14 protein-coding genes, 1 tRNA gene and 1 other RNA gene are annotated in these 21,768 nt (G+C 61.8%); 12 read left to right on the top strand and 4 right to left on the bottom strand.

What is annotated here, in order from left to right:
- Positions 1–470 precede the first annotated feature (470 nt).
- Entirely contained in the window at positions 471–1,022 is a 552-nt protein-coding gene (locus tag ACQRAP_RS07740; RefSeq protein WP_427719860.1) for a LemA family protein, read from the bottom strand.
- A gap of 211 nt (positions 1,023–1,233) precedes the next feature.
- On the opposite strand from ACQRAP_RS07740, the gene ACQRAP_RS07745 reads away from it, so the two are divergent.
- Positions 1,234–1,818 carry a TetR/AcrR family transcriptional regulator gene (locus tag ACQRAP_RS07745; RefSeq protein ID WP_427727644.1) on the top strand — a complete coding sequence of 195 codons (585 nt, stop codon included), beginning with the start codon at positions 1,234–1,236 and terminating at the stop codon, positions 1,816–1,818.
- A 2-nt stretch (positions 1,819–1,820) separates the two neighbouring features.
- On the opposite strand, the gene ACQRAP_RS07750 is transcribed toward ACQRAP_RS07745, so the two are convergent.
- Positions 1,821–1,910: transfer RNA gene (locus tag ACQRAP_RS07750), tRNA-Ser, on the bottom strand.
- Positions 1,911–1,961: 51 nt separating this feature from the next.
- Here ACQRAP_RS07750 and tadA point away from each other — a divergent pair.
- The 5 genes from tadA to bilS all read left to right on the top strand — a co-directional run bounded on the left by tadA (position 1,962) and on the right by bilS (position 8,692).
- Positions 1,962–3,743 (top strand): tRNA adenosine(34) deaminase TadA, encoded by a 1,782-nt coding sequence (gene tadA / locus ACQRAP_RS07755; RefSeq protein WP_427795312.1) that lies wholly within the window; start codon positions 1,962–1,964, stop codon positions 3,741–3,743.
- A gap of 104 nt (positions 3,744–3,847) precedes the next feature.
- An RNA gene (ffs, locus tag ACQRAP_RS07760) (signal recognition particle sRNA small type) lies at positions 3,848–3,943 on the top strand.
- 342 nt (positions 3,944–4,285) lie between these two features.
- A complete protein-coding gene (locus ACQRAP_RS07765; protein ID WP_427795313.1) occupies positions 4,286–6,169 on the top strand; it encodes an ABC transporter ATP-binding protein in 1,884 nt (627 codons plus the stop codon).
- A complete protein-coding gene (locus ACQRAP_RS07770) occupies positions 6,170–8,029 on the top strand; it encodes an ABC transporter ATP-binding protein (RefSeq protein ID WP_427795314.1) in 1,860 nt (619 codons plus the stop codon). It abuts the gene before it with no gap.
- 111 nt (positions 8,030–8,140) lie between these two features.
- Positions 8,141–8,692 (top strand): flavodoxin family protein BilS, encoded by a 552-nt coding sequence (gene bilS / locus ACQRAP_RS07775; protein WP_427795315.1) that lies wholly within the window; start codon positions 8,141–8,143, stop codon positions 8,690–8,692.
- A 313-nt stretch (positions 8,693–9,005) separates the two neighbouring features.
- Here the strand turns inward: bilS and ACQRAP_RS07780 are convergent, their stop codons facing one another.
- The gene (locus ACQRAP_RS07780; protein ID WP_427747794.1) at positions 9,006–11,306 is read right to left on the bottom strand and encodes an LTA synthase family protein; all 2,301 of its coding nucleotides are present in this window, start codon (positions 11,304–11,306) and stop codon (positions 9,006–9,008) included.
- Between the two features lie 213 nt (positions 11,307–11,519).
- On the opposite strand from ACQRAP_RS07780, the gene ACQRAP_RS07785 reads away from it, so the two are divergent.
- The 4 genes from ACQRAP_RS07785 (at position 11,520) to ACQRAP_RS07800 (ending at position 17,107) form a co-directional block, all read left to right on the top strand.
- Complete coding sequence (locus ACQRAP_RS07785) at positions 11,520–12,389, top strand: nitroreductase family protein (RefSeq protein WP_427795316.1); 870 nt, start codon at positions 11,520–11,522, stop codon at positions 12,387–12,389.
- 158 nt (positions 12,390–12,547) lie between these two features.
- Positions 12,548–14,575 (top strand): KUP/HAK/KT family potassium transporter, encoded by a 2,028-nt coding sequence (locus ACQRAP_RS07790; RefSeq protein ID WP_427727659.1) that lies wholly within the window; start codon positions 12,548–12,550, stop codon positions 14,573–14,575.
- 188 nt (positions 14,576–14,763) lie between these two features.
- Positions 14,764–16,389 (top strand): sensor histidine kinase, encoded by a 1,626-nt coding sequence (locus ACQRAP_RS07795; RefSeq protein ID WP_427747796.1) that lies wholly within the window; start codon positions 14,764–14,766, stop codon positions 16,387–16,389.
- A gap of 4 nt (positions 16,390–16,393) precedes the next feature.
- Entirely contained in the window at positions 16,394–17,107 is a 714-nt protein-coding gene (locus ACQRAP_RS07800) for a response regulator (protein ID WP_427795317.1), read from the top strand.
- 95 nt (positions 17,108–17,202) lie between these two features.
- On the opposite strand, the gene rlmKL is transcribed toward ACQRAP_RS07800, so the two are convergent.
- On the bottom strand, positions 17,203–19,770 hold the full coding sequence (gene rlmKL, locus ACQRAP_RS07805) for a bifunctional 23S rRNA (guanine(2069)-N(7))-methyltransferase RlmK/23S rRNA (guanine(2445)-N(2))-methyltransferase RlmL (RefSeq protein ID WP_427795318.1): 2,568 nt from the start codon (positions 19,768–19,770) through the stop codon (positions 17,203–17,205).
- 75 nt (positions 19,771–19,845) lie between these two features.
- Between rlmKL and ACQRAP_RS07810 the strand changes: the two genes are divergently transcribed.
- Positions 19,846–20,673: an HAD-IIB family hydrolase gene (locus tag ACQRAP_RS07810; protein ID WP_427795319.1), complete on the top strand. Its 828-nt coding sequence runs from the start codon at positions 19,846–19,848 to the stop codon at positions 20,671–20,673.
- Between the two features lie 193 nt (positions 20,674–20,866).
- On the top strand, positions 20,867–21,571 hold the full coding sequence (locus ACQRAP_RS07815; RefSeq protein WP_238057455.1) for a transaldolase: 705 nt from the start codon (positions 20,867–20,869) through the stop codon (positions 21,569–21,571).
- Positions 21,572–21,768 lie beyond the last annotated feature (197 nt).

The following is a 21,768-nucleotide window of genomic DNA, read 5'->3' on the forward strand; positions in this document are numbered from 1 at the left end:
ACGTGCGGCGGGGGTTCTTTCGTCCTGCGGAGTGCGCCTGGGTGTGGGCTCCATAAGGAGCTTGGCCCTAGTGACCCCGCGCAGTTCTGTAGGAAAACCGCGCACCAGGAAGAGGTGCGTGCGCGGTTTTCCGGTTGCCGCTCGCCTGGGGTGGGACGGGGCGTACATTTTTGGGAGTTTTCAGCAGCCGGGTGCGCATGCATACGGGATTTTGGGCGAAAGTCAGGCGCCGTGAGCCGCATCCTGTAGAAAATGAGTGATCCCTGAGGTGCTGAGGGCTCAGAATCAGGGTTTTCAACGCGGTTTTGTGGGCCCATTCCTGTTCCTTTGGGCTCCAGGATGCTGAAAACTCCAAAATTTGCACGCCGCCCTCTGGGGTACCTGTGGGCAAAAAGCAACCGTCCCACCGAAGTATGCATTCGACGGGACGGTTTATGCATATACCCGATTAAGGATACGCTGCGGATCTGTTAGAACTTGACGGTCGGTGCCTGGCGGGCAGCTTCGGCGGCCTCGAAGCCCTGGCGCTCTTTAAACTGGAAGATGCCGGCAAAGATAACGGCCGGGAACGTCTGGATGGCGTTGTTGTAGCTGAGCACGCAGTCGTTGTAGCTCTGGCGCGCGTAGCTCACCTTGTTCTCGGTGTCCTCGAGCGTAGCCTGGAGCTGCATAAAGTTGGTGTTCGCCTTAAGGTCGGGGTAGGCCTCGGCCACGGCAAAGAGCTGGCGCAGTGCACCGGTCAGCACATTGTCGGCTTCCATTTTGGCCTCGGGGGTGGTGGCGCTTACGGCGGTGTTGCGCGCGTTGATCACGGCGGCGAGCGTGTCCTGCTCGTGCTTGGCGTAGCCCTTGACGGTCTCGACCAGGTTGGGGATCAGGTCGTTGCGGCGCTGCAGCTGCGTGTCGATGTTCTGCCAGGCGTTATCGATGCGATTGCGCTTGGTAACCATGTTGTTGTAGATGCCAGCGATGGCGCAGACGATCACAACGACAACAACGATACCGATGATGACGGGAAGCATGATGTCTCCGTTTCGAATGGCAGCGGCGTTTTGCGCCGGCCGTTGTTGGTATAACGTATCTAGTATACCCGCAACCTTTGGCGGTGCCGAACTTTCCGGTAAGCGTTTTGTTTCAACCAGGGAGGGGGCGCCAATATCGAACGGTTGGTACAGGTGTAAGATATGCGACAAATTACGGAATGCTGTCTACGCCTTGAGGATGGCGATACGGATGGACCTTCGCATCAAGAAAACCTATCGTGCCCTGTTCGACGCCTTTACCGAGCTTTTGGAAGAGCATCGGTTTGAGGATTTGACGGTTGCCATGCTTTGCGACCGGGCCCTGATTCGCCGCACGACGTTCTATAAGCATTTTCGCGATAAAAACGATTATTTTGCCTTCTATATCGATGAGCTTATGACGGGCTTGCCGCAAAACCAGACCGACGCAGCGGACGCGGAGCCGCTTGTGGATGTACGGGCGCTTCGCCATGAGGTCTTTGACGATGCCATGAATATGGTACTGGCGCATGAGCAGCTCATGGATAACCTTTTGGCGAGCAGCATGTCGGGCATGCTGACCGGCATGATTTGCGACCGCATCGCGCATTCCATCCGTGAGCGCGTGATGAGTTCGCTTGCCGAAGACGCCCTGGCGCCCGTTTCGCTCGAGACGACATCGGAATTTATCGCCGGTGGCATTATTCGAGTGTTCACAAATTGGTGGGAATCGGGCCACGATCTTGAGCGTCGACCCGAGATGGCCGACGTGGTCGATGCGCTGTTTGAGCGCACCATGACGCCGGTGAATCACTAAGGTGGCGGAGAGAGGGGGATTCGAACCCCCGGAACGCTCTCGCGCTCAACGGTTTTCAAGACCGCCGCATTCAACCGCTCTGCCATCTCTCCGTGAGTCGTAATGATAGCATCGTTTTGAATTTGCAACAGGGAAGGCGAACGATGACGATCACCGAAATCGACGAGAAGTTCATGCGCGAGGCGCTGGCGGAGGCGCGCGCCGCTGCGACAGTGGGCGAGGTGCCGATTGGTGCTGTGGTGGTGCGTGCGGGCGAGATTGTCGCGAGGGCGCATAATCGCCGTGAGCTCGACCAGGACCCTTCGGCACATGCCGAGTTTTTGGCCCTGTGCGCCGCCGCTCAGACGCTTGGGCGTTGGCGCCTTTCCGATTGTACGGTCTACGTGACGCTCGAACCCTGCTGCATGTGTGCGGGGCTTATGGTTAACGCGCGCGTGGGGCGTTGCGTGTATGGTGCGGCCGATGCCAAGGTGGGCGCGGTGGGTTCGCTGTATGACCTCAATGCCGATTCGCGCCTGAACCATCGGTTTAATGTGACCGCCGGCGTGCTGGCAGACGAGTGCCGTGAGGTGTTGAGCGGCTATTTTAGTGGGCTGCGTGACACCGATGGTGCTGTCTGCGGTTGTGGGGCCGATCTTGAGGCGCATGTCGCTCATGCCAAGGCACTCACGTGTGCCGAAGATATTGCCGTTGAGGCGGTCGATTTTGGTGCCGCGTGCCGCCGGCCCCGCCGTGTGCTGCTGGCGATCGACTCCTTTAAGGGCAGCGTTTCGAGTGCACAGGCGGAGGCGGCCGTTGCCGAAGGCGTGTGCCAGGTGTGGCCCGATGCCGAGCTGAGCGCTTTGCCGCTGGCAGATGGTGGCGAGGGAACGCTCGATGCCGTCGCCGCGCGCGGCGGCGAGCTTTTGACCTGCGAGGTTGCAGGGCCCTTGGGCGATCGCGTGTCTGCCCGGATGCTGGTGGACGGCGAGCACGAGTCGGCTGTAGTTGAGATGGCCGAGGCGGTGGGTATTGGGTATTCGCCCTGCACGGAATCGGCGGCGTTGGCGGCCACAACCTATGGCGTGGGCGAGCTCATGCTTCGCGCGGTCCGTGCTGGGGCAAAGACTATCTATATTGGCTTGGGCGGCAGCGCTACCAACGATGGCGGCGCCGGTATGCTGCAGGCGCTGGGCGCGCATCTTGTCGATGAGTGTGGCTGCAATATCGCCCCCGGTCTTGCGGGTCTCGAACACGTGGCGAGTATCGATTTGGCGCCAGCGCTTCGGGCGCTGAATGGCGTGCGTATCGTGGTGCTTTCCGATGTTGAGAATCCGCTCGTGGGGCGTCGCGGCGCGCTTGCGGTGTTCGGTGGACAGAAAGGCCTGCCGACGGGTGACGTCGAGGCGCTGCGCGGGTACGACGGCTGGATGGTCGGTTACGGTCGTCTGCTCGATGCGGCGATTTTCGAGATGCGAGCCCAGAAGCTTCTGCGCGCGCCCGAGGGTGCACGGTCATTTGGCTCGGTGCTTGGTGTGCCCGGTGCCGGTGCCGCCGGCGGCTTGGGTGCCGCGCTGCTGGCGCTCGGTGCGGAGTTGCGCTCGGGCGTGGAGACGATGCTCGATTTGATTGGGTTTGACGAGTGCGTTCGCGATGCCGACCTGGTCATAACGGGCGAGGGCAATATGGACGAGCAATCCGCCGCCGGTAAGGCGCCGGTGGGCGTGGCCCGTCGTGCGAAGCGATATAGCAAGCCGGTGGTCGCCGTCGTGGGCGGTCGTGCCGACAACCTGGATGCGGTGTATGGACAGGGTATCGACTTGGTTCTGCCGGTTTGCCGCAGGCCCATGCCCCTTGACCAAGCGCTCGACCCCCAGGAAGCCACAACCAACCTCATCTGTGCCGGCGAGGCAGCCGCTCGAGCCTACGACCTCGGCCGTATTTGAGTTTATCCAGGCAACTCAAAAGTAGTCTTTTTGGCCCCGTCCCAAATTAGCTACCTTGCCCCATCGGGCGGGAGCGGGTAAGATATACCGAGCGCCAAGCGCGTTCGATGGGTTCGGATGACGACATGTTCCGAATCTGGTCAGGTCCGGAAGGAAGCAGCCATAAGGAGCCTCTGTCGGGCATCCGAATCCATCGAGCGCACGGGCGCTTTTTGGTGCCGCGATGCGGTCCCGGTGCCGGCGGGCTGTTTGGTGTCTCGCTGGTCCTCGGCTTTGCCTGCGGGATCGCTCGACTACCAAACAGCCCGCCGGCACCGGGACCGCATCGTCCAAAAATCACCCGTAGAGGGCGCATTTATCTGAAGAATTGAATCCCGTGTCTTGCGGCGCTCGCTGGCGTTGCCAAAACATCGGCTGCTACATGCCTTGGGCGCTAGTGACCGTCGCCCTTACATCTGTAACGAGTTGCTTACGCATCTCCAGGGCTCGCCGTACTATCATGAATCAGATTGAAGAGAGATGATGATAGGGAGCGCCTTTTTATGATTGAGCTGCTCAGGCGTTTTGGTGGTAAGTTTCGCCGGTATATGGTGATTGGCCCTGCGTGTAAGTTGATCGAAGTGATCTTTGACCTACTTACGCCGCTCGTGATTGCCCAGATGATCGATAAGGGTATTGGCGCACGCGATGTCAACGCCGTCGTCCACTACGGTATGGTGCTCGCCGCCATGGCTGTGATCGGCATCTCGTTTACGCTCGTCTGCCAAAAGATGGCGGCGCTCACCTCGCAGGGCATGGGCACCGACATCCGCGGCGCACTCTACCAGCACATCAATAAGCTGAGCTATGCTGAGCTCGATCGCTTTGGTACGCCGTCGCTCATCACGCGCATCACCAACGACGTCAACCAGGTGCAGCTTGCCGTGGCGCTGGGCGTGCGCATGCTCATTCGCTGGCCCTTTTTGGCGGTGGGCTCTATGTGCGCGGCCCTTGCCATCGACCTTAAGCTCGGCATCATCTTTTTGATTTGCACGCCCGCCATCGGCTTGGTGTTTTGGTTTGTCATGGCGCGCTGCATTCCGTATTACAAGCAGCTGCAGGCAAAGCTCGACCGCATCGCGCTTGTCTGCCGCGAGGGCCTTTCGGGCGCCCGCGTGGTCCGCGCCTTTGTGCGCGAGGATCACGAGCGCGAGCGCTTTGCCCAAGCCGCCGACGACCAGGCCCATACCGCCATCGCGGTGGGCAAGCTCTCGTCGATCCTTAACCCCGTCACGTTTTTGATGATGAACCTGGGCGTGTGCGCCATCCTGTGGGTGGGCGGCATCCAGGTCAACGTGGGTGAGCTTACGCAGGGCCAGGTCATGGCGTTCGTCAACTACATGACGCAGACGCTCACCTCCATCGTGTACGTCGCCAACCTGGTCGTGGTCTTTACCAAGGCGAGCGCCAGCGCGTCGCGCATCAACGAGGTGCTCAATTGTAAGCCGAGCATCACCGACGAGGGCAACCAGCCGGTCGCGCTGCCCAAGCCGAGCGAACTGGCGGGTGGCGTTGTTCCGGTTCCCGCACTGAGCTTTGACCATGCGAGCTTTTCGTTTGGCGCGGGCGCTGCCAACGCCGTCAACGATGTGACCCTGGAGCTGCCGGCGGGCAAAACGCTCGGCATTATCGGCGGCACGGGCAGCGGCAAGTCCACACTCGTCTCGCTTATCCCGCGCCTGTACGATGCGAGCGCCGGCAGCGTGAGCGTGATGGGCGCCGACGCGCGCACCTGGCCGCTCGACCAGCTGCGCCACGTGGTCGCGACCGTCCCGCAGCGCGCGTCGCTGGTGAGTGGCACCATCCGCAGCAACCTGACCTGGCGCGACGAGGCGGCAACCGACGAGGAGCTTTGGGCGGCGCTCGATATGGCGCAGGCCAGCGAGTTTGTGCGCAACAAGCCGCAGGGCTTAGATGCCCCGGTCGAGGCAGGCGGCAAGAACTTTAGCGGTGGCCAGCGTCAGCGCCTGACTATCGCGCGTGCCTTAGTGGGCTCTCCGCAGATCCTGATCATGGATGACTCCGCCTCGGCGCTCGACTTTAAGACCGACGCAGCGCTTCGCCGTGCCATTCGTGAACGAAGCGTGTGCGGTGCCGCCGAGGGCGGGCTGCCGCTGACGACCATCATCGTGAGCCAGCGCGTCTCGACCGTGCGCGACGCCGACGTGATTTGCGTACTCGACCACGGCTCGGTCGCGGGCTTGGGCACGCACGATGAGCTGTATGCAAGCTGCCAGCTCTACCGCGAGATTTGCCAGTCGCAGCTTCGCCGCGAGGAGCTCGAGGGTCAGCAGGGGAGTACGGCGCCCACGCCCGCTCCAAGCCCCGCGCCCGTCCCAGGCGCCCCGACCGCCCCCGCATCCGTCTGCGCAAAGGAGGGCTGCTAAATGAATCCCTACACTTCCTCCGGTTCGGTCGCCACGATGACGGCCAACGTGTCCGGCAACGATAGCCTCAGTGACTTGGGTGACGGCCCGCGCCAGCCCGGCGACCCCGAGCGCTATCCCGTGGGCGCGGTAACTCGCCGCCTGCTGGGCTACGTCCGTCCGCACCGCATTTCGTTTGTAGCGTCGTTTGTGAGTGCCGCCGCTTCGGTGATCTTGCAGCTCTACACGCCCATCCTCGTCGGCGAGGGCATCGACCTGATCGTCGCCGCCGGGCAGGTGGACTTCGACGCGCTGCTGCCGCTTGTCACCAAGCTCGCGATTGTCGTCGTAGGTGCTGCGGCTTTCCAGTGGCTGCAGGGCTACTGCGTAAACCGCCTGTCCTACGAGACGGTGCGCGACATGCGCGTGGAGGCGAGCGACAAGCTCAGCCGCATGCCGCTCAGCTTTATCGACAGCCACGCCCACGGCGACCTCATGAGCCGCGTGGTTAACGACGTCGATCAGGTGGGCGATGGCCTGCTGCAGGGGTTTACCCAGCTTTTCACCGGCGTTATCACCATCGTGGGCACGCTCGCGTTTATGCTTTCCATCAACCTGACCATGACGCTCGTGGTGGTGCTCGTCACGCCGCTTTCCATTTTTGCAGCCGGTGCTATTGCCAAGCTCTCCAACAAAAGCTTTACGGCACAGCAGCGCATCCAAGGCCAGCTCGGTGGTCATATCGAGGAATACGTGGGCGAGCAGAAGCTTGTCGACGCCTTTGCCTATGGCTCCAACGCGCAAGCGAGCTTCGATGCCCTCAATGCCGAGCTCTACACCGCGGGCGAGCGCGCGCAGTTTATGGGTTCGCTCTCCAACCCCGGCACGCGCTTTATCAATAACATCATCTATGCCGTGGTCGCTGTGATCGGCTGCGTGGGCGTGATCACGGGCGTGCCGGCGGCGCTTACGGTGGGCGGCGTGCAGATCTTTCTGTCCTATGCTAACCAGTACACCAAGCCGTTCAACGAGGTCACCAACGTCATTACGCAGATCCAGACGGCGTATGCCTCGGCGCGCCGCATGTTTGCGCTGCTCGATGCGCGCGAGCAGGAGCCCGACGCGTCGGACGCTGTAGAGCTTGCCGCACCGCAGGGCGAGGTCGCCTTTGAGCATGTGGACTTTAGCTACGTGTCCGACCGCAAGCTGCTGCAGGATATCTGCATCGAGGCCAAGCCCGGCATGCGCTTTGCCCTGGTCGGCCCTACGGGCTGTGGCAAGACAACGCTCATCAATTTGCTGCTGCGTTTTTATGATATCGATGCCGGCCGCATTGCGGTCGATGGCCGTTCCTCGCGTGACTACACGCGCGCAAGCCTGCGCCGTGCCTTTGGCATGGTGTTGCAGGATACATGGCTGTTCGAGGGCACGGTGGCAGATAACATCGCCTACGGCTGTCCCGATGCCACGCGCGAGCAGGTTATCGAAGCTGCCAAGCGCGCGCATGCGCACAAGTTTATCGTGCAGCTGCCGCAGGGCTACGACACGGTGATTGGCGAGGACGGCGGCACGTTTAGCCAGGGTCAAAAACAGCTGCTGTGCATCGCGCGCGTCATGCTCACCGATCCGGCGATCTTGCTGCTGGACGAGGCGACCTCGAGCATCGATACCCGCACCGAGCTGCAGGTACAGGCGGCATTCGACGAGCTCATGGCCGGTCGCACAAGCTTTGTGGTGGCGCACCGCCTGAGCACCATTCGCAACGCCGACTGCATTTTGGTGATGCGCGACGGCGAGATTATCGAGCGCGGCACACACGACGAGCTGCTGGCGGCAGACGGCTTCTATGCCGATCTTTACCGCAGTCAGTTTGCCCAGTAGGGGCCACCGATTAGCGGCAGGTGGTTTACATCTGTCACGTTGGTACTAAGATATTCATCTAATAAATTGCATTAGTGGCTTTAGTTTTGGGGGAAACGAGGCAACGTGACTATGACGTGCTCTTTGGTGGTTAACAGCAAGAGCGGTAATACCAGGATGGTTTCGGGCGCGATCAAGCGCGCTCTGCAGGCTGCGGGTGTTGAGTTTGTCCATGCCGCGGCGTTGAGCGACGATGCGGATGCAGATCAGGTTGCGCTCGAGGCGCAGGGCGCCTGTGCGGCCGACACGGTGCTCGTCGGTTTTTGGTGTGACAAGGGCGCGTGCACGCCTTCGGTCGCGGCGTTGCTCTCCACCTTGCACGGCAAGCGCGTCTTCTTGTTTGGCACCTGCGGTTTTGGCGCCGACCAGAGCTATTATCAGCAGATTATCGATCGCGTGACCTCCAATTTGGCCAATGATGCCGAGCTTGTAGGTTGGGCGATGTGCCAGGGCAAGATGGGCCCTGCGGTCAAGCAGCGCTACGAGGCCATGCTCGAGCAAGATCCCGACAACGCCCGCGCTAAGTTGCTGCTCGACAACTGGGTTGCCGCGAAGGACCATCCGACCAAGGAAGATCTGGACAACATGGCGGCAGCCGCCAAGAAGGCCGTGCTGGGCGAGTAGGTCTATCGCTGCCGCGCGTGCGAAATAATACAGAAGCGAAAGCCTCGAAATCCTCGAGGCTTTTTTCTTGACACTCGCGGGAGCAACCGTGGCAAGCGTTTGGCGAGCGCAGTTTCTCTTCAGCCTACTCAACCCGCAACGGGTGAGGGGCGGCGGCAGGCGAAGGCACGGGAAAGGTCTGTCGCGAGTTCCGCACGCAAAGGGGGCCACTTAATGTGGCCCCCGTCTTGCGCAGGACTGTTTGAGCAGCAGACCTTTCCCGTACCTCCGCCTGCCGCCGATTCGGGCCCCCGACCCCGTTACTTGATCCCCGCTACTTGATCTTGGTCGTACCCGGCGCCAGGTTGGGGTCGGTCTCGTTGGCCTCGGTCTGGAGGTGTTCGGTGTACACGTTCTTGCCGTCGCGGAACATCTCGTAGTACTGCATCTTGGCGTAATCCTCGCGCGCCTTGGTGGCCGCTGCGGCGACGGTGTCTTCGCCGGTGACGTTGGAGGAGAGCGCCCAGCGCAGGCTAGCGTCCTCGTAGCCCACCGAGTTGATGGCGGGCAGCGACTTGCGCAGCGTCATGTGCGCTTTCTGGTAGTCGGTCAGTGGTGCGCCGATCAGCTGCATCAGCTGGGTGGACAGGTAGTTGGTGGACAGGTCGTCGACCTCGCTTGTCTGGTCGCAGCCGGCAACGTCGTAGTTGGCCCAGATGATGTAGTCGGTCTGCCACAGGCGCTCCTGATGCGTAGCGTCGTCCTCGCCGGTAAACCACTTATCGTTGAACTTGGACGGGAAGAACGGCTGATGGTCGCCCCAGAACACCACGACCACCTTGCGGTCAAGATTGCGCAGGGCATTGAGGAAGTAGCGCAGCGCCTGGTCGGACTGCTCGATGCACGAGACGTACTCGTCGACATCGGAGAGTGTGCCGTCCTCGATGGTCTTGGCGTCCAGATCGGTCGTGTCGATGTTCAGGTGCATCTGCTTATCTGCCGGCAGCAGGCCCGTATCGTAGCCCGAGTGGTTCTGCATGGTCACGTCAAAGATGAACTGCGGGTCGGCGTTCTGGTTGAGCAGCTCAAGGATTTTGTCGTAGGTTGCCTGGTCGGTCACCATGCCGCGCAAGGTGTCGGCTCCCTGGAAGTCGTTGATAGACAGGAACTGGTCAAAGCCAAAGTCCTTGTAGACGTTCTCACGGTTCCAGTTGGTTGCGTGGTTGGGGTGCATGGCCGTTGTGGAATATCCGAGCGACTTGAACTGCTCTGCCAGGTTTCCGGTCGTTTCCATGTTGTAGATGGTGTAGGGGTACACGCCCGAGCCCAGGTTGGCCATGGAGTTGCCGGTCATAAACTCAAACTCGGTATTGGCGGTGCCGCCGCCGTAGGCGCTCACGTAGAGCTTGCCGCGGCTGAGGCAGTCGGACAGGTTCTTAAAGTACTGCGGGCCCTCGTAGCCGGCGTGCATCTCCTGATAGATCGAAAGATCCGAGAAGGTCTCGTTCATAATGGCGATGACCGTGGGCTTCTCGCTATCGAACTGCTCTTGGGCGGCGGTACGGGCGTCGCTTGTGGCGGCATCGGACTTGTCATAGGCCTTGGCATACTTTTTGAGCGTTGCCTTGGCGTCGTCGGCGGAGTAGTTGGCGGGTTTGGGCGGCTTGATGGACTGTGCCGCACTAATAAAGGCAGGCAGATAACCCTCGCGCCAGTAGCTCTCGAGCGGGCGCCAGGTGTAGACGGTGATGCCGAGGGTGTTGTAGTAGTCGATAAGCGTGACATGCGCGGTCACGCCGCCCAGGCACAGCACCGCCACGAGCAGGTTGGTGAGCAGCATGCGCTTGGCGTTGGCGGCACCCTTCTGACGGTGCGGTGCTACCAGGCCGGCGTACTCGCATAGCAGCATGGCGATGGCGGTAAAGCCCATGGACAGCACGCAGAACAGCGAGATCGAGTAGGTGTAGCCGTTGCCGGCGACCGCGGCGGCGGTGGAGATGGCCGAAAGGTCGCCCGGCTGGATGGGCATGGATTTAAACGTGATGACGAAGAACTCGGCAATGCCCAGGATAAAGAGGGCGAAGGCCAGGGCGGCGGGAGCTGCGCCGCGGCGCTGGAACAGGAAGAACAGGCCGACCATGAGCGTGGTGATGATGGCCCACTCGAGCAGTATGCACAGGGGGTAGACCCAGGTAAAGTCGTGGTTGGACGAGACCTCCATGCCCAGCAGCGCAAAGACGCCGGCGAGCAGCAGGCACAGCACGGCGGCGACGAGCGGTTTGCCCACAAAGGCTCCGCGCAGACGGGCGAGCTTGCCGGTGGGGGCGGGGGCGTCGGGCGCGGCGAACGCAAAGACGCGCGGGGCGATGCGGTCGCGTGCGATGCTGGCCCAGGCGCAGCCGGTGAGGATGGCGTTGGTCAGGATGAGCATCACAAAGGCGAGCGGCTCGTTTTGGGCGACGAGGCCCATGGCGCCCCAAATGGTCAAAAAGACCTGGAACAGACCGAAGGCGACGCTCCATCCAAGAGCGCCCTTGGCAACGGTGCCCGACTGCGCGCGAATGGCTTTGGCCTCGCGCAAGACAAGGAAGACGGTCGCCGCAAGACCGACGAGCGAGATGGCGGCTGCGAACATGCTGAGACTCCTCACAAACTTAAAACTACGAAAGCGGGGGTTTACCCGATTGTTACCAAGATATGCGCTGCGATTGGTGGCTGCGCACAACAACCAGCCATATTAGCGCGCATGTGTGGCGGTGTGGCGCAATGTAGTGGCGACCTGCGCGATAATGGACGGGAATTACACGGAAACGTAAAGGCTTCTTAAAGAAATGGCGAGGTTGAGGCGATGAACGAGCAGGTTTGTATGACGAGTGCGGGCGACGTGGGCGCTGGCATGGGCGCGGGCGGCTATCCGGTCGAGACCACGGGCAACGCGGTGCTGGACATTTTGGAGCACCGTTCGTCCACGCGCGCTTTTGCGCGCGATGACAACGACCGTCCCGTAGCGGTGACCGACGAGCAGCGGGCGGCGATTCTGCATGCGGCGAGCCGCGCGCCGTCGGCAGGCGCCATGATGATGTATTCCATCGTGAGTATCCGCGAGCAGACAACGCTCGATCGCCTGGCCGACCTGTGCGACCACCAGCCCATGATCGCCAAGGCGCCCTGGGCACTTATATTTGTGGTCGACTATGCCAAGTGGATCGATCTGTTTGAGCACGTGGGTTGCTTTGAGCCCGAGTTTGTCGAGCGCGCGGGCAAGGCGCCCCGCCGCGCGCCGGGTTTAGGCGACTTTGCCATCGCGGCGCAGGATGCCGTGATCGCTGCCCAAAACGCCGTGGTCGCCGCCGAGGCCCTGGGGCTGGGGAGCTGCTATATCGGCGATGTCGTCGAGAACGCCGAGGAAGTTGCTGCGCTGCTGGACTTGCCGCCCTATACCATGCCGCTGTCGATGCTCATCATCGGCACGCCCCGCAAGGAGCGCCCGGCGATTGCGCATCCCGTGGTGAACCTGGTGCACGAGGAGCGCTATCGCCGCGCCGATGCCGCGACCATGGATGCGCAGGTGGCCGAGATGGACGCGATGTTCCGTCCGCATGCCCGCGAGGTGGGGGAGCGCGTCGTGGATATCTACACCCGCAAGCACACGAGCCCCTTTATGGCCGAGATGAGCCGATCCATGGAGTGGTGGTTCAAAAACTGGCTCGGAAAATGACGAATGTGACAAAGGGACAGTCCCTTTGTCACATTCCATATCGCCGCGGTGGCCTAAAGGCCGTATAAATGTTTATCTAGCTGGGAAAACAGTGCATTAAAACATGGGACGATTATCTATAATCCCCTCGAACGTTAAAGTTGGGAGGAAACCGGCTTATGGAACAAAAGGCCAAGGAGGCAGCCTCGCACGCTGCGATTCCTGTGAGCATCTCGGCGATGCTCGTCACGCTGGGCGTGGTGTATGGCGATATCGGCACCAGCCCCATGTATGTAACCAAGGCGCTCGTTGCCGGCAACGGCGGCATCGGAAGCGTCACGGAGGAGTTCGTGCTCGGCGCGCTCTCCCTTGTCGTGTGGACGGTCACGCTGCTGACGACCGTCAAGTACGTGCTCATCTCGCTGCGCGCCGACAACCATGGCGAGGGCGGCATCTTTGCTCTGTACAGCTTGGTTAAGCGCTGCGGCAAATGGCTCATCATCCCCGCCATGCTGGGCGGCGCGGCACTGCTCGCCGATGGCATCCTCACGCCTGCCGTTACCGTGACTACGGCTATCGAAGGCCTGCGCACCATTCCGGCAGTCCATGCCGTGCTGGGCGACGATCAGGCCCGCGTCGTGGCCATCACGCTTGCCATCATCATTGCGCTCTTCTTGGTGCAGCGCATCGGCACGGCCAAGATCGGCCACGCCTTTGGCCCCATCATGACGCTGTGGTTCCTGTTCCTGGGCGGCACGGGTCTGTTCTTTGTCTTCCAGCACCCCGCCGTGCTGCTGTGCCTCAACCCGGTGCGCGGCATCGCCTTTTTGTTGAGCCCCAACAACCATGCGGGCATCATGATTCTGGGCAGCTGCTTCCTCGCCACCACCGGTGCCGAGGCGCTCTACTCCGACATGGGCCACGTGGGCCGTGGCAACATCTACGCAACCTGGCCGTTCGTTAAGTGCTGCTTGCTGCTGTCCTACATGGGCCAGGGCGCGTGGCTTATCAACAACGCCAGCAACCCGGAGCTCATGGGTATCGCCGACCTCAACCCCTTCTACCAGATGCTCACCCCGGGCCTGCGTCCCTTTGCCGTCGGCCTTTCCACCGTCGCGGCCATCATTGCCTCGCAGGCGCTCATCACCGGCGCTTTCTCGTTGGTGTCCGAGGCCAGCCGCCTGGACCTCATGCCGCACATGCAGGTCTTCTATCCTGCCGAGACCAAGGGCCAGCTCTATATTCCCATGGTCAACAACGTCATGCTTGTGGGCTGCGTCATCGTGGTGCTGCTGTTCCAGAGCTCGGCGCACATGGAGGCCGCCTACGGCTTGGCGATCACCCTGACCATGATGTGCACGACGGTGCTGCTCTTCTTCTACCTGCATGTTGATCGCGGCCTTAAGGTCGTCCCGTATATCTTCGTTGCGTTCTTCCTTTTGCTCGAGGGCTTCTTCTTTGTGAGTTCGCTCACCAAATTTTTCCACGGTGGCTATTTCACTATTCTTATGGCCATGCTCATCATGGGCGTTATGCTGTGCTGGTACAACGGCACGGCGGTCGAGCGGCGTCAGTTTACGCTGCTGCCGCTGCGCAGCTATCTGCCGCAGCTCAAGCGCCTGCGCGACGACGATCGCTATGAGCTTATGAGCGACAACATCGTGTACCTGACCAAGGACACCAATACCGACTACATCGACCGCGATATCGTCTACTCGATTCTGGACAAGCATCCCAAGCGCGCCCGCGCCTGGTGGTTCGTGAACGTCGAGACCATGGACGAACCGCATACCTTTGCCTATTCGGTCGAGACGTTTGGCACCGACTATGTTTTCCGCGTGCATCTGTACCTGGGCTACAAGGTTAACCAGCGCGTGAACGCCTACCTGCGCCAGGTTGTTCAGGATCTGGCCGCCACTGGCGAGCTGCCGCCGCAGATGCATGACTACTCGGTCTACAAGGATCCGGGCAACATCGGCACGTTTAAGTTCGTCATGATCCGTAAGCTCCTGGCGCCCGAGAGTGACGTGGAGCCGAGCGAGCGCACGGCCATCACGCTCAAGTACATCATCCGCCGCTTTGCCGGTACGCCGGCGCGCTGGTATGGCCTGGAGAACTCCAACGTGAGCTTTGAGTATGTGCCGCTGTTCACCAAGTTCAAGGCTGTGAACAAGATGCAGCGCCTGGCCCCCAACGAGCGCCCGTAGTCGCCGACAGGTTGCATGGAGTTGGTCTTCGATGGACAGGAGTGTGCGCCCTGCTCGCGCACATGCTGTTTGTCTAACGACCGCAGACTGCAAAGGCTATACACTTGGAACCACCACAAGGGAAACCACCACAAAGGTGCTGTCCCCTCTGTGGTGGTTTTTGTTTTTAAGAGAGGGGCGGGGTGCCGATGGACGTCCGTGCGGACGGCGATATTGCCGATAGCTTTTGGTGGCGGCGCACAACGCTGACACGTCGCAGCCCTCTGTATGACGCCTGCGTATCGGCGGGGCTGCTGATCGCGGCGACGATTGTGGGTGCGCTGCTCGACCATCCTGGTCTCGCGCCGAGCATCATGATCGTCTATGTGTTCGCCGTGCAGCTGTGCGCATTCTTTACCTGGAGCCGCCTGTATTGCCTGCTGAGCTCGGCTGCCGCCGTAGCGCTCTACAACTTCTTGTTTGTCGACCCGCGCTGCTCGCTATCGTTTATCGACCGCGTCTATCCCGGCATGTTCTTCATCATGTTTGTGGTCTCGCTTGTGTCGAGCTCGATTGCGTTGGCCCTGCGCCGCGCCTTGGCACAGGCTGCCGCCAGCGACCGTCGCACGCATATGGTGCTCGAGACCAACCGCATGCTGCAGCGGTGTCCCGATCAGCAGCAGATTGTGCATGCCATGGCAACGCAGCTGGCGCGTCTTTCGGGCTGTCCGGTCGTGTGGTACAGCGCCGACGCCGACGATGATGACTTGCTGCCGCGTGCGACGTACACGGCCGTGGGTGACGCCGCGCCGGTGCACCAGCTGACGCCCCAAATGCCGCCGCGGCTCTCTGCGTCCGCCTATGTGGGAACGCCGCTCGATGCCACCTATGGCGGCTCGGCGTTTTATGGCATCTACCTGACGGTTTGCACGGGCGACGGCTTCGTGCGCTCGGGCGACCCCGCCTCGGTGGTGGGCGTGCTGGCTATCGTTGCCGAGCCCGACATGCTGACGCACGAGGAACGGACACTTGCCGACGCCATCGTGAGCGAAGGCGAGCTGGCACTCGATCGCGCCCGCGCCATGGAGGCCCGCGAGGAGGCGGCGGTGCTCGCCAAAAACGAACAGCTGCGCGCCAATCTGCTGCGCTCCATCTCGCACGATCTGCGCACGCCGCTTACCAGCATTTCGGGCAATGCCGACGTGCTACTCGACCAGGGTTCGACCGGCACGGCCGTGCTCGATAGCCAGACGCGCCGCAGCATGCTCCTTTCCATTCGTTCGGATGCGCAATGGCTCAACGCCACCGTCGAGAATTTGCTCGCCATCACAAAGCTCGAGGGCGGCGGCATGCATCTGTCGACCACGCTCGAGCTCATGGACGATATCGTCGAGGAGGCGCTGCGCCACGTGAATCCGGCTGTACGCGAGCACGATCTTAAGGTGGTGCCGTGCGACGAGCCGGCGCTCGTCAACGTCGATGCGCGCCTGATGGTGCAGCTGGTGGTGAACCTGGTGAACAACGCTATTGCCTATACGCCGCCCGCCTCGCATATCGTGATCTCGATTATGGCGAACGATGGACAGGTGGCATGTTCCGTCGCCGATGACGGTCCCGGTATTGCGCCCGAGGAGCAGGGCCGGATCTTTGAATCGTTCTACACTGTCAACCATGGCTTGGCTGATAGCCATCGCAGCGTGGGCTTGGGACTTTCGCTCTGTCGATCCATTATGTTGGCGCATGGCGGTAGCATAGAGGTTGCCGCGGCGGACCCGCACGGCTCGGTCTTTACGATTGGGCTTCCCGCCGCCGACGTTTCGTTTGATAAGGAGTAACGCTGTGTCGAACTCTGCCATGAAACCGCTTATCTTGGTCGTTGAGGACGACCCCGCCGTCCGCAACCTTATCGTTGCCGCGCTCGAGGCGCACGGCTTGCGCCATATGGCCGTGGAGACCGCCCATGCCGCCATCGCCGCCGCCTCATCGCAGGCACCGAGTATTGTGCTGCTCGATCTGGGCCTGCCCGATATGGACGGCGTCAAGGTGGTGGAGTCGGTGCGCGCATGGTCGGGCATGCCGATCATTGTGGTCTCGGCGCGCAGCGAGGATGCGGACAAGATTCGCGCACTCGATGCCGGTGCCGACGACTACCTGACCAAGCCGTTTTCGGTCGAGGAGCTGCTCGCGCGCATTCGCACGACGCTCAGGCGCCTTTCGTATGCGCAAACGGGCGGCGTTGCCTCCGAGGGCTCGTTCGATACCGGTGATCTGCATATCGATTTTGATGCCGGCATCGCCACGATGGATGGCGAGGAGCTGCATCTGACGCCGATCGAGTACAAGCTCTTGTGCCTGCTGGCGCACAACGCCGACAAGGTGCTGACGCACCAGTTTATCCTGCACGAGATTTGGGGCACGGCAACTAAGAGCGACCTGGCGAGCCTTCGTGTCTTTATGGGCACGTTGCGTAAGAAGATCGAGTCCGATCCGGCGCATCCGCGCTATATCCAGACGCACGTGGGTATCGGCTATCGCCTGGTCACCCAAGGCTAGATCGCCAACCACCATCCCAATATGAGTTGCGGTGAAATACGGTTTAAATTTGCCTAATTCCAGGCAAAACAGTCCGTATTCCACCGCAACTTGGTTTATCTGCCCTTGGGCTTGCTGGCGTAGAACTTCTTCTTTTTGGGCTTGCCGGCGCAGGCAGGCTTGCCGTCGCCGCGCGACCCTCGGTCTCCGGCCTGCGCGTGCGCGGGCGCCGTTGCGCGGGGCTTGCGGGCCTCGGGGTTGCGCAGCTCTTCGGTTCGCTCTGCAATCTCCTCGGCGCTAAAGCCGACTTCGGCCATGGCGTCCTCGATGGGCAGGCGGCGCACGATATAGCAATGGTGCACCTTCTGGTTGCGCGCAAAGTCCTCGGGGATGGTCTGCGCCGTAATGTCCTCTAGCACGACGCCCGCGCGCGCGAGCTTGCGCGTCTCGGGGCGGAAGCCGCGCAGGTTGCAGCTAAAGATGGCGTGGCCGCCCTGTGCGAGCAGGCGCGATACGCCGGCCAAAAGCTCAACATGGTCGCGCTGGACGTCCCAGGTGCGGCGGCCCATCTTTGATGAGTTCGAAAACGTGGGCGGATCGACAAAAATCAGGTCCCAGCGGTTGCGCGTCTGGCGCTGGACGCGAATCCAGGCAAGCACGTCGTCGCGCACAAAATGATGCTGCGGACCAACAAAGCCGTTCTGGCGCATATTGCGCTCGGCCCAGTCCAGGTAGGTGTTGGAGAGGTCGACCGTCACAGTTTCCTCGACGCCGCCGTCTGCCGCATAGCAGGTAGCGGTGCCGGTATAGGCGAACAGGTTGAGAAAGCGCCGCGCCTGCTTGGCGTGCTCGCGCACCAGGTTGCGGGTGACGCGGTGATCCAAGAAGATGCCGACGTCCAGGTAGTCGTCAAAGTTGACGGCAAAGGTAAGGCCGCCCTCCTCGATGAGCGGCAGACGACGGCGTGCGATATTGGCGCGCTCGCCCGAGCCGCCCTTGCCGGCGCCCTGCTTGTCGTACTGCGAGCCGCCGCGCGAACGCATGCGGGCCTTGGCGTGCACGTGCTCGGCGGGAACATCTAGGATGCGCGGCGCGATGGCCAGAATGTCGAGCATGCGGGCCTGGGCAAGCGCGGGATCGATGGTCTTGGGCGCGGCGTATTCGGCGATGACGAGCCAGCGGCCCGGCGTCTGCGGGCAGCCCTCGTATAGATCGATGGCGGCGGAGTAATCGGGTAGGTCGGCATCGTAGACGCGGTAGCAGCTCACGCCCTCGCGCTTTGCCCACTTGCGGCGCAGACGGGCGTTCTTGCGCAAGCGGTTGGCGAACTGCTCGGACTCGGGGATGAGCACGGGCAGCGGCTTGCCGTCGCCCAGGTCGAGCGTGGCGGCAGGTTCGGGCATGGGGGTGCTGACGGCTTTGTCGTTGACTTCGTTGGTATCCGCAACCTCGGCCTCGGCATCTGCGCCGGTCGCAGCCTCAAACGCTGCGGCGGCGTGGTCGAGCGACGGCCAGACTTCGACGGTCGCCTCCTCGTTGTTGGGCATGACGGCGATCGAGCGCTCGGGCTCGGCGTGGAGCGAGCGGGCCAGCAATCCATCGCGGGTGAGCGCGGCGACCGGCGCCGCGGCAAGCTCGGGCGCGCGGCGCAGCTCGCCGACCAGCGTCATGGCGTCGTGCATGAGCGAAAGCGGGGTCTCGGTGGTGTCTGCGACCACGGCGGCACCGGCGACAGCGCCTGCATGGTCCAGCACGGTGGCTGGCTTGGCAGCGCAAAAGTCGACAAAACGCTTGTAGCCGGCGCACTTGACCATGCGCTCGGCAGTCTTGCGGACAGCGGGGTCAATGTCCACGGCGACGATGCGTGCCTGGCGCTCGCGTGCTGCTGCCTCGCGCTCGCGTGCCTCGGCAAGCAGCTGCTCCCACAGGGCGGCGTCGTGCGGCTGCCAGCCCTCAAAGCCCCAGCGCTCGCGTGCAGCGCCCGGGGCGCGGTCGGTCAGAATGTTCACGGCTTCCAGCAGCAGGCCGCCGCCGGCGCACGAGGCGTCGATCAGCGTGGGCAGGGCTTCGTTCTCGTAATCATCGGCCGTCAGCTCGCGCTCGCACAGCGCGGTCCAACCGACCTGCGCCAGCACCAGGGCGGCGTAGTCGGGGCGCAGCACGTGCGCGCCCTCGCCGGCGCGGGTCGCTGCGGGCGGCAGGCGTTTGAACAGCGGGTCGCCCGAAAGGTCCAGGCTTATGCTCGCGCGGCGCTGACGCAGCGAAAGCAGCAGGTGAACATCGGGATCGGCGGCATCGACATCGGCGCGACGGCCCGTGGTTTCGGCCAGGCGGTCGCACAATGCGTCCTTGGCGCGCAGGGCAGAGAAGCGTGTGTTGCGCAGCTGCTCGGTCACGCCGCGGGCGGTGATGGCGATGGTTGCGCCGGGGCGGATGATGTTCTCCCAGGCGATGTCGTAAACGCTATCGTACAGTTCATCGGCATCCTGCGCCTCAAAGCGCCCAAGAACCACGAACACGCGGCTCGCCAGGCGCGACCACAGACAGGCGCGGTAGCCTTCTTCGAGCTCGCCCTCAAACGTAGCGCGGCCCTTCAGCCGGCGGACATGCGAAAGCCCGAGGCGTTTAAGCTCATCGGCGAGTGCGGACTCAAAGCCCTCGGGGCAGCTTGCGTAAAATTCCATGGGTGACCTCTCTGGTTGCGTCGCTCCATTATATGATGGATGCTTCGTTTGCCCTCATCCCCGAAAGGAACCCATATGATTGATGCGTGCCCCGATTCCGCCGTGCTCTTTTTTGACGTGGACGGCACGCTGACGTCGTTCGATCCCGACGATATGACCGATAAGGACTTTTCGGCGGTTCGCCCCTCGCAGACGGTGGTTGAGGCGTTCCGTGCACTGCGCGATGCAGGGCACAAGGCATTTATCTGCACGGGTCGCCCCCTGTGGCTTATCGCCGATAGCCTGCGTGCGCTCGACCCCGCGGGCGTCGTGGCCATGGCAGGCGCCACGCTCGAGGTCGAGGGACGCGTGGTACACGAGGACTGCTTTGACGAGGACGTTATCGAGGAGCTTGCGCGCCGTATGGCCGCGGCAGGGATTGAGGCCTTTTTCGAGACCAACGTGGCTACTTTTGCCCTGGAGCCTGTGGGCGTTGAGCAGTCGTCTCTGATCGGCACTTCTGTGGTGCACAGCACCGAGGAAATGCGCGTCGACGGCAGTCTGCGCGTGGGCAAGGTATGCCTCAGTGTGCACAGTTTGGCTCGCGTAGCCAATGATGACGGCTTTATCGATTGCGAGTTTGAGCTGTGCAACACCGGTGGCCAGAATCGCGAGCTGAGCCCCAAGGGTATTGACAAAGGCGTGGGCGTGGCGCGAGCGCTGGCGTATCTGGGCCGCGAAGGAAATGCGCGCACCTTTGGCTTTGGCGATTCGGGCAACGACCTGGGCATGCTCGCTTCGGTCGAGACGGCTGTCGCCATGGGCAACGCCATGCCCGAGGTCAAGGCGGTCGCCGACTACGTGACCGACGATGTCGCACACGACGGCACCGTCACAGCGATGCAGCATTTCGGCCTTATCTAATGAATCCCGCGTTCTGACGTTTGCTCAAACTGCGACTCTTTGCTTTTGCATGCTCAATCGATTTATCAATCCAAACACTGAGGTGTTTATACCGTTCGCCGAGAAGATAAAAAACCGCAGCTTACGCCTTGATAAACGTAGGTAAAGTGTTTAGCAGTTTATCGGCCGTATGCAAACGAAAGGAATCAGGCAGATGGCAATCAAGGTGTTCGCTGACGGTGCAAACCTCGAGGGCATGCTCGACATGTACGAGAACGGCAACGTTCAGGGTTTCACGACCAACCCGTCCCTTATGAAGAAGGGTGGCGTGACGGATTACCGCGCGTTTGCCAAGGAGGTTCTGGCCCACATCACCGATGTGTCCGTCTCGTTTGAGGTCTTTGCCGACGACGTCGAGACCATGGAGGTCGAGGCGCGCGAGATTGCTACCTGGGCCGAGAACGTCTACGTCAAGATTCCGTGCGTGACCACCAAGGGCGAGTCCACCGCCGAGCTGGTCCGCAAGCTTTCGGCCGACGGCATCAAGGTCAACGTTACCACCATCTTTACGCCTAAGCAGGTCGATGAGATGGTCGAGGCCGTTGACGCCGAGACGCCGTCTATCATTTCGCTCTTTGCCGGTCGCATCGCCGACACCGGCGTCGATCCCATTCCGTTTATGACGGAGTCAGTCAAGAAGGCCGCCGCAAAGCCCAACTGCGAGGTCCTGTGGGCGTCCACGCGCGAGCTCATCAACATTTACCAGGCCGAGGCCTGCGGTTGCCAGATCATCACGGTGCCAAATAGCATCCTGGCCAAGCGCAAGAACATCGGCCGTGACCCGTACGAGGTCTCGCTCGATACCGTACGCGGTTTTGCCAAGGATATCGCCGCTTTGGGTTTCCATATTCTGCCCTAAGCAAGGGTACCCCCTGCAGCGACGTGCAAAATCGCGAGTTTTCAGCATGGTAAAGACTTTTACCATCTGGTTGAAGCGCGGAACGGCCCCCGTTTTGGCCCTAAAACGCCAAAACGGGGGCCGTTTTTGCTTTTATGGCCCTCTGAAGCGCTGCGGGGCTATCGGGAGATGCTGAATACTCGCAATTTTGCACGCCG

This window comes from Collinsella sp. SGI.180 (assembly GCF_050313455.1).
Classification (GTDB): Bacteria; Actinomycetota; Coriobacteriia; order Coriobacteriales; family Coriobacteriaceae; genus Collinsella.

Excerpts from the sequence above, each read along its gene's own strand:
- ACQRAP_RS07740 (WP_427719860.1), bottom strand. The coding sequence starts at position 1,022 with ATGCTTCCCGTCATCATCGGTATCGTTGTTGTCGTTGTGATCGTCTGC.
- ACQRAP_RS07745 (WP_427727644.1), top strand. The coding sequence starts at position 1,234 with ATGGACCTTCGCATCAAGAAAACCTATCGTGCCCTGTTCGACGCCTTT.
- tadA (WP_427795312.1), top strand. The coding sequence starts at position 1,962 with ATGACGATCACCGAAATCGACGAGAAGTTCATGCGCGAGGCGCTGGCG.
- ACQRAP_RS07765 (WP_427795313.1), top strand. The coding sequence starts at position 4,286 with ATGATTGAGCTGCTCAGGCGTTTTGGTGGTAAGTTTCGCCGGTATATG.
- ACQRAP_RS07770 (WP_427795314.1), top strand. The coding sequence starts at position 6,170 with ATGAATCCCTACACTTCCTCCGGTTCGGTCGCCACGATGACGGCCAAC.
- bilS (WP_427795315.1), top strand. The coding sequence starts at position 8,141 with ATGACGTGCTCTTTGGTGGTTAACAGCAAGAGCGGTAATACCAGGATG.
- ACQRAP_RS07780 (WP_427747794.1), bottom strand. The coding sequence starts at position 11,306 with ATGTTCGCAGCCGCCATCTCGCTCGTCGGTCTTGCGGCGACCGTCTTC.
- ACQRAP_RS07785 (WP_427795316.1), top strand. The coding sequence starts at position 11,520 with ATGAACGAGCAGGTTTGTATGACGAGTGCGGGCGACGTGGGCGCTGGC.
- ACQRAP_RS07790 (WP_427727659.1), top strand. The coding sequence starts at position 12,548 with ATGGAACAAAAGGCCAAGGAGGCAGCCTCGCACGCTGCGATTCCTGTG.
- ACQRAP_RS07795 (WP_427747796.1), top strand. The coding sequence starts at position 14,764 with ATGGACGTCCGTGCGGACGGCGATATTGCCGATAGCTTTTGGTGGCGG.
- rlmKL (WP_427795318.1), bottom strand. The coding sequence starts at position 19,770 with ATGGAATTTTACGCAAGCTGCCCCGAGGGCTTTGAGTCCGCACTCGCC.
- ACQRAP_RS07810 (WP_427795319.1), top strand. The coding sequence starts at position 19,846 with ATGATTGATGCGTGCCCCGATTCCGCCGTGCTCTTTTTTGACGTGGAC.
- ACQRAP_RS07815 (WP_238057455.1), top strand. The coding sequence starts at position 20,867 with ATGGCAATCAAGGTGTTCGCTGACGGTGCAAACCTCGAGGGCATGCTC.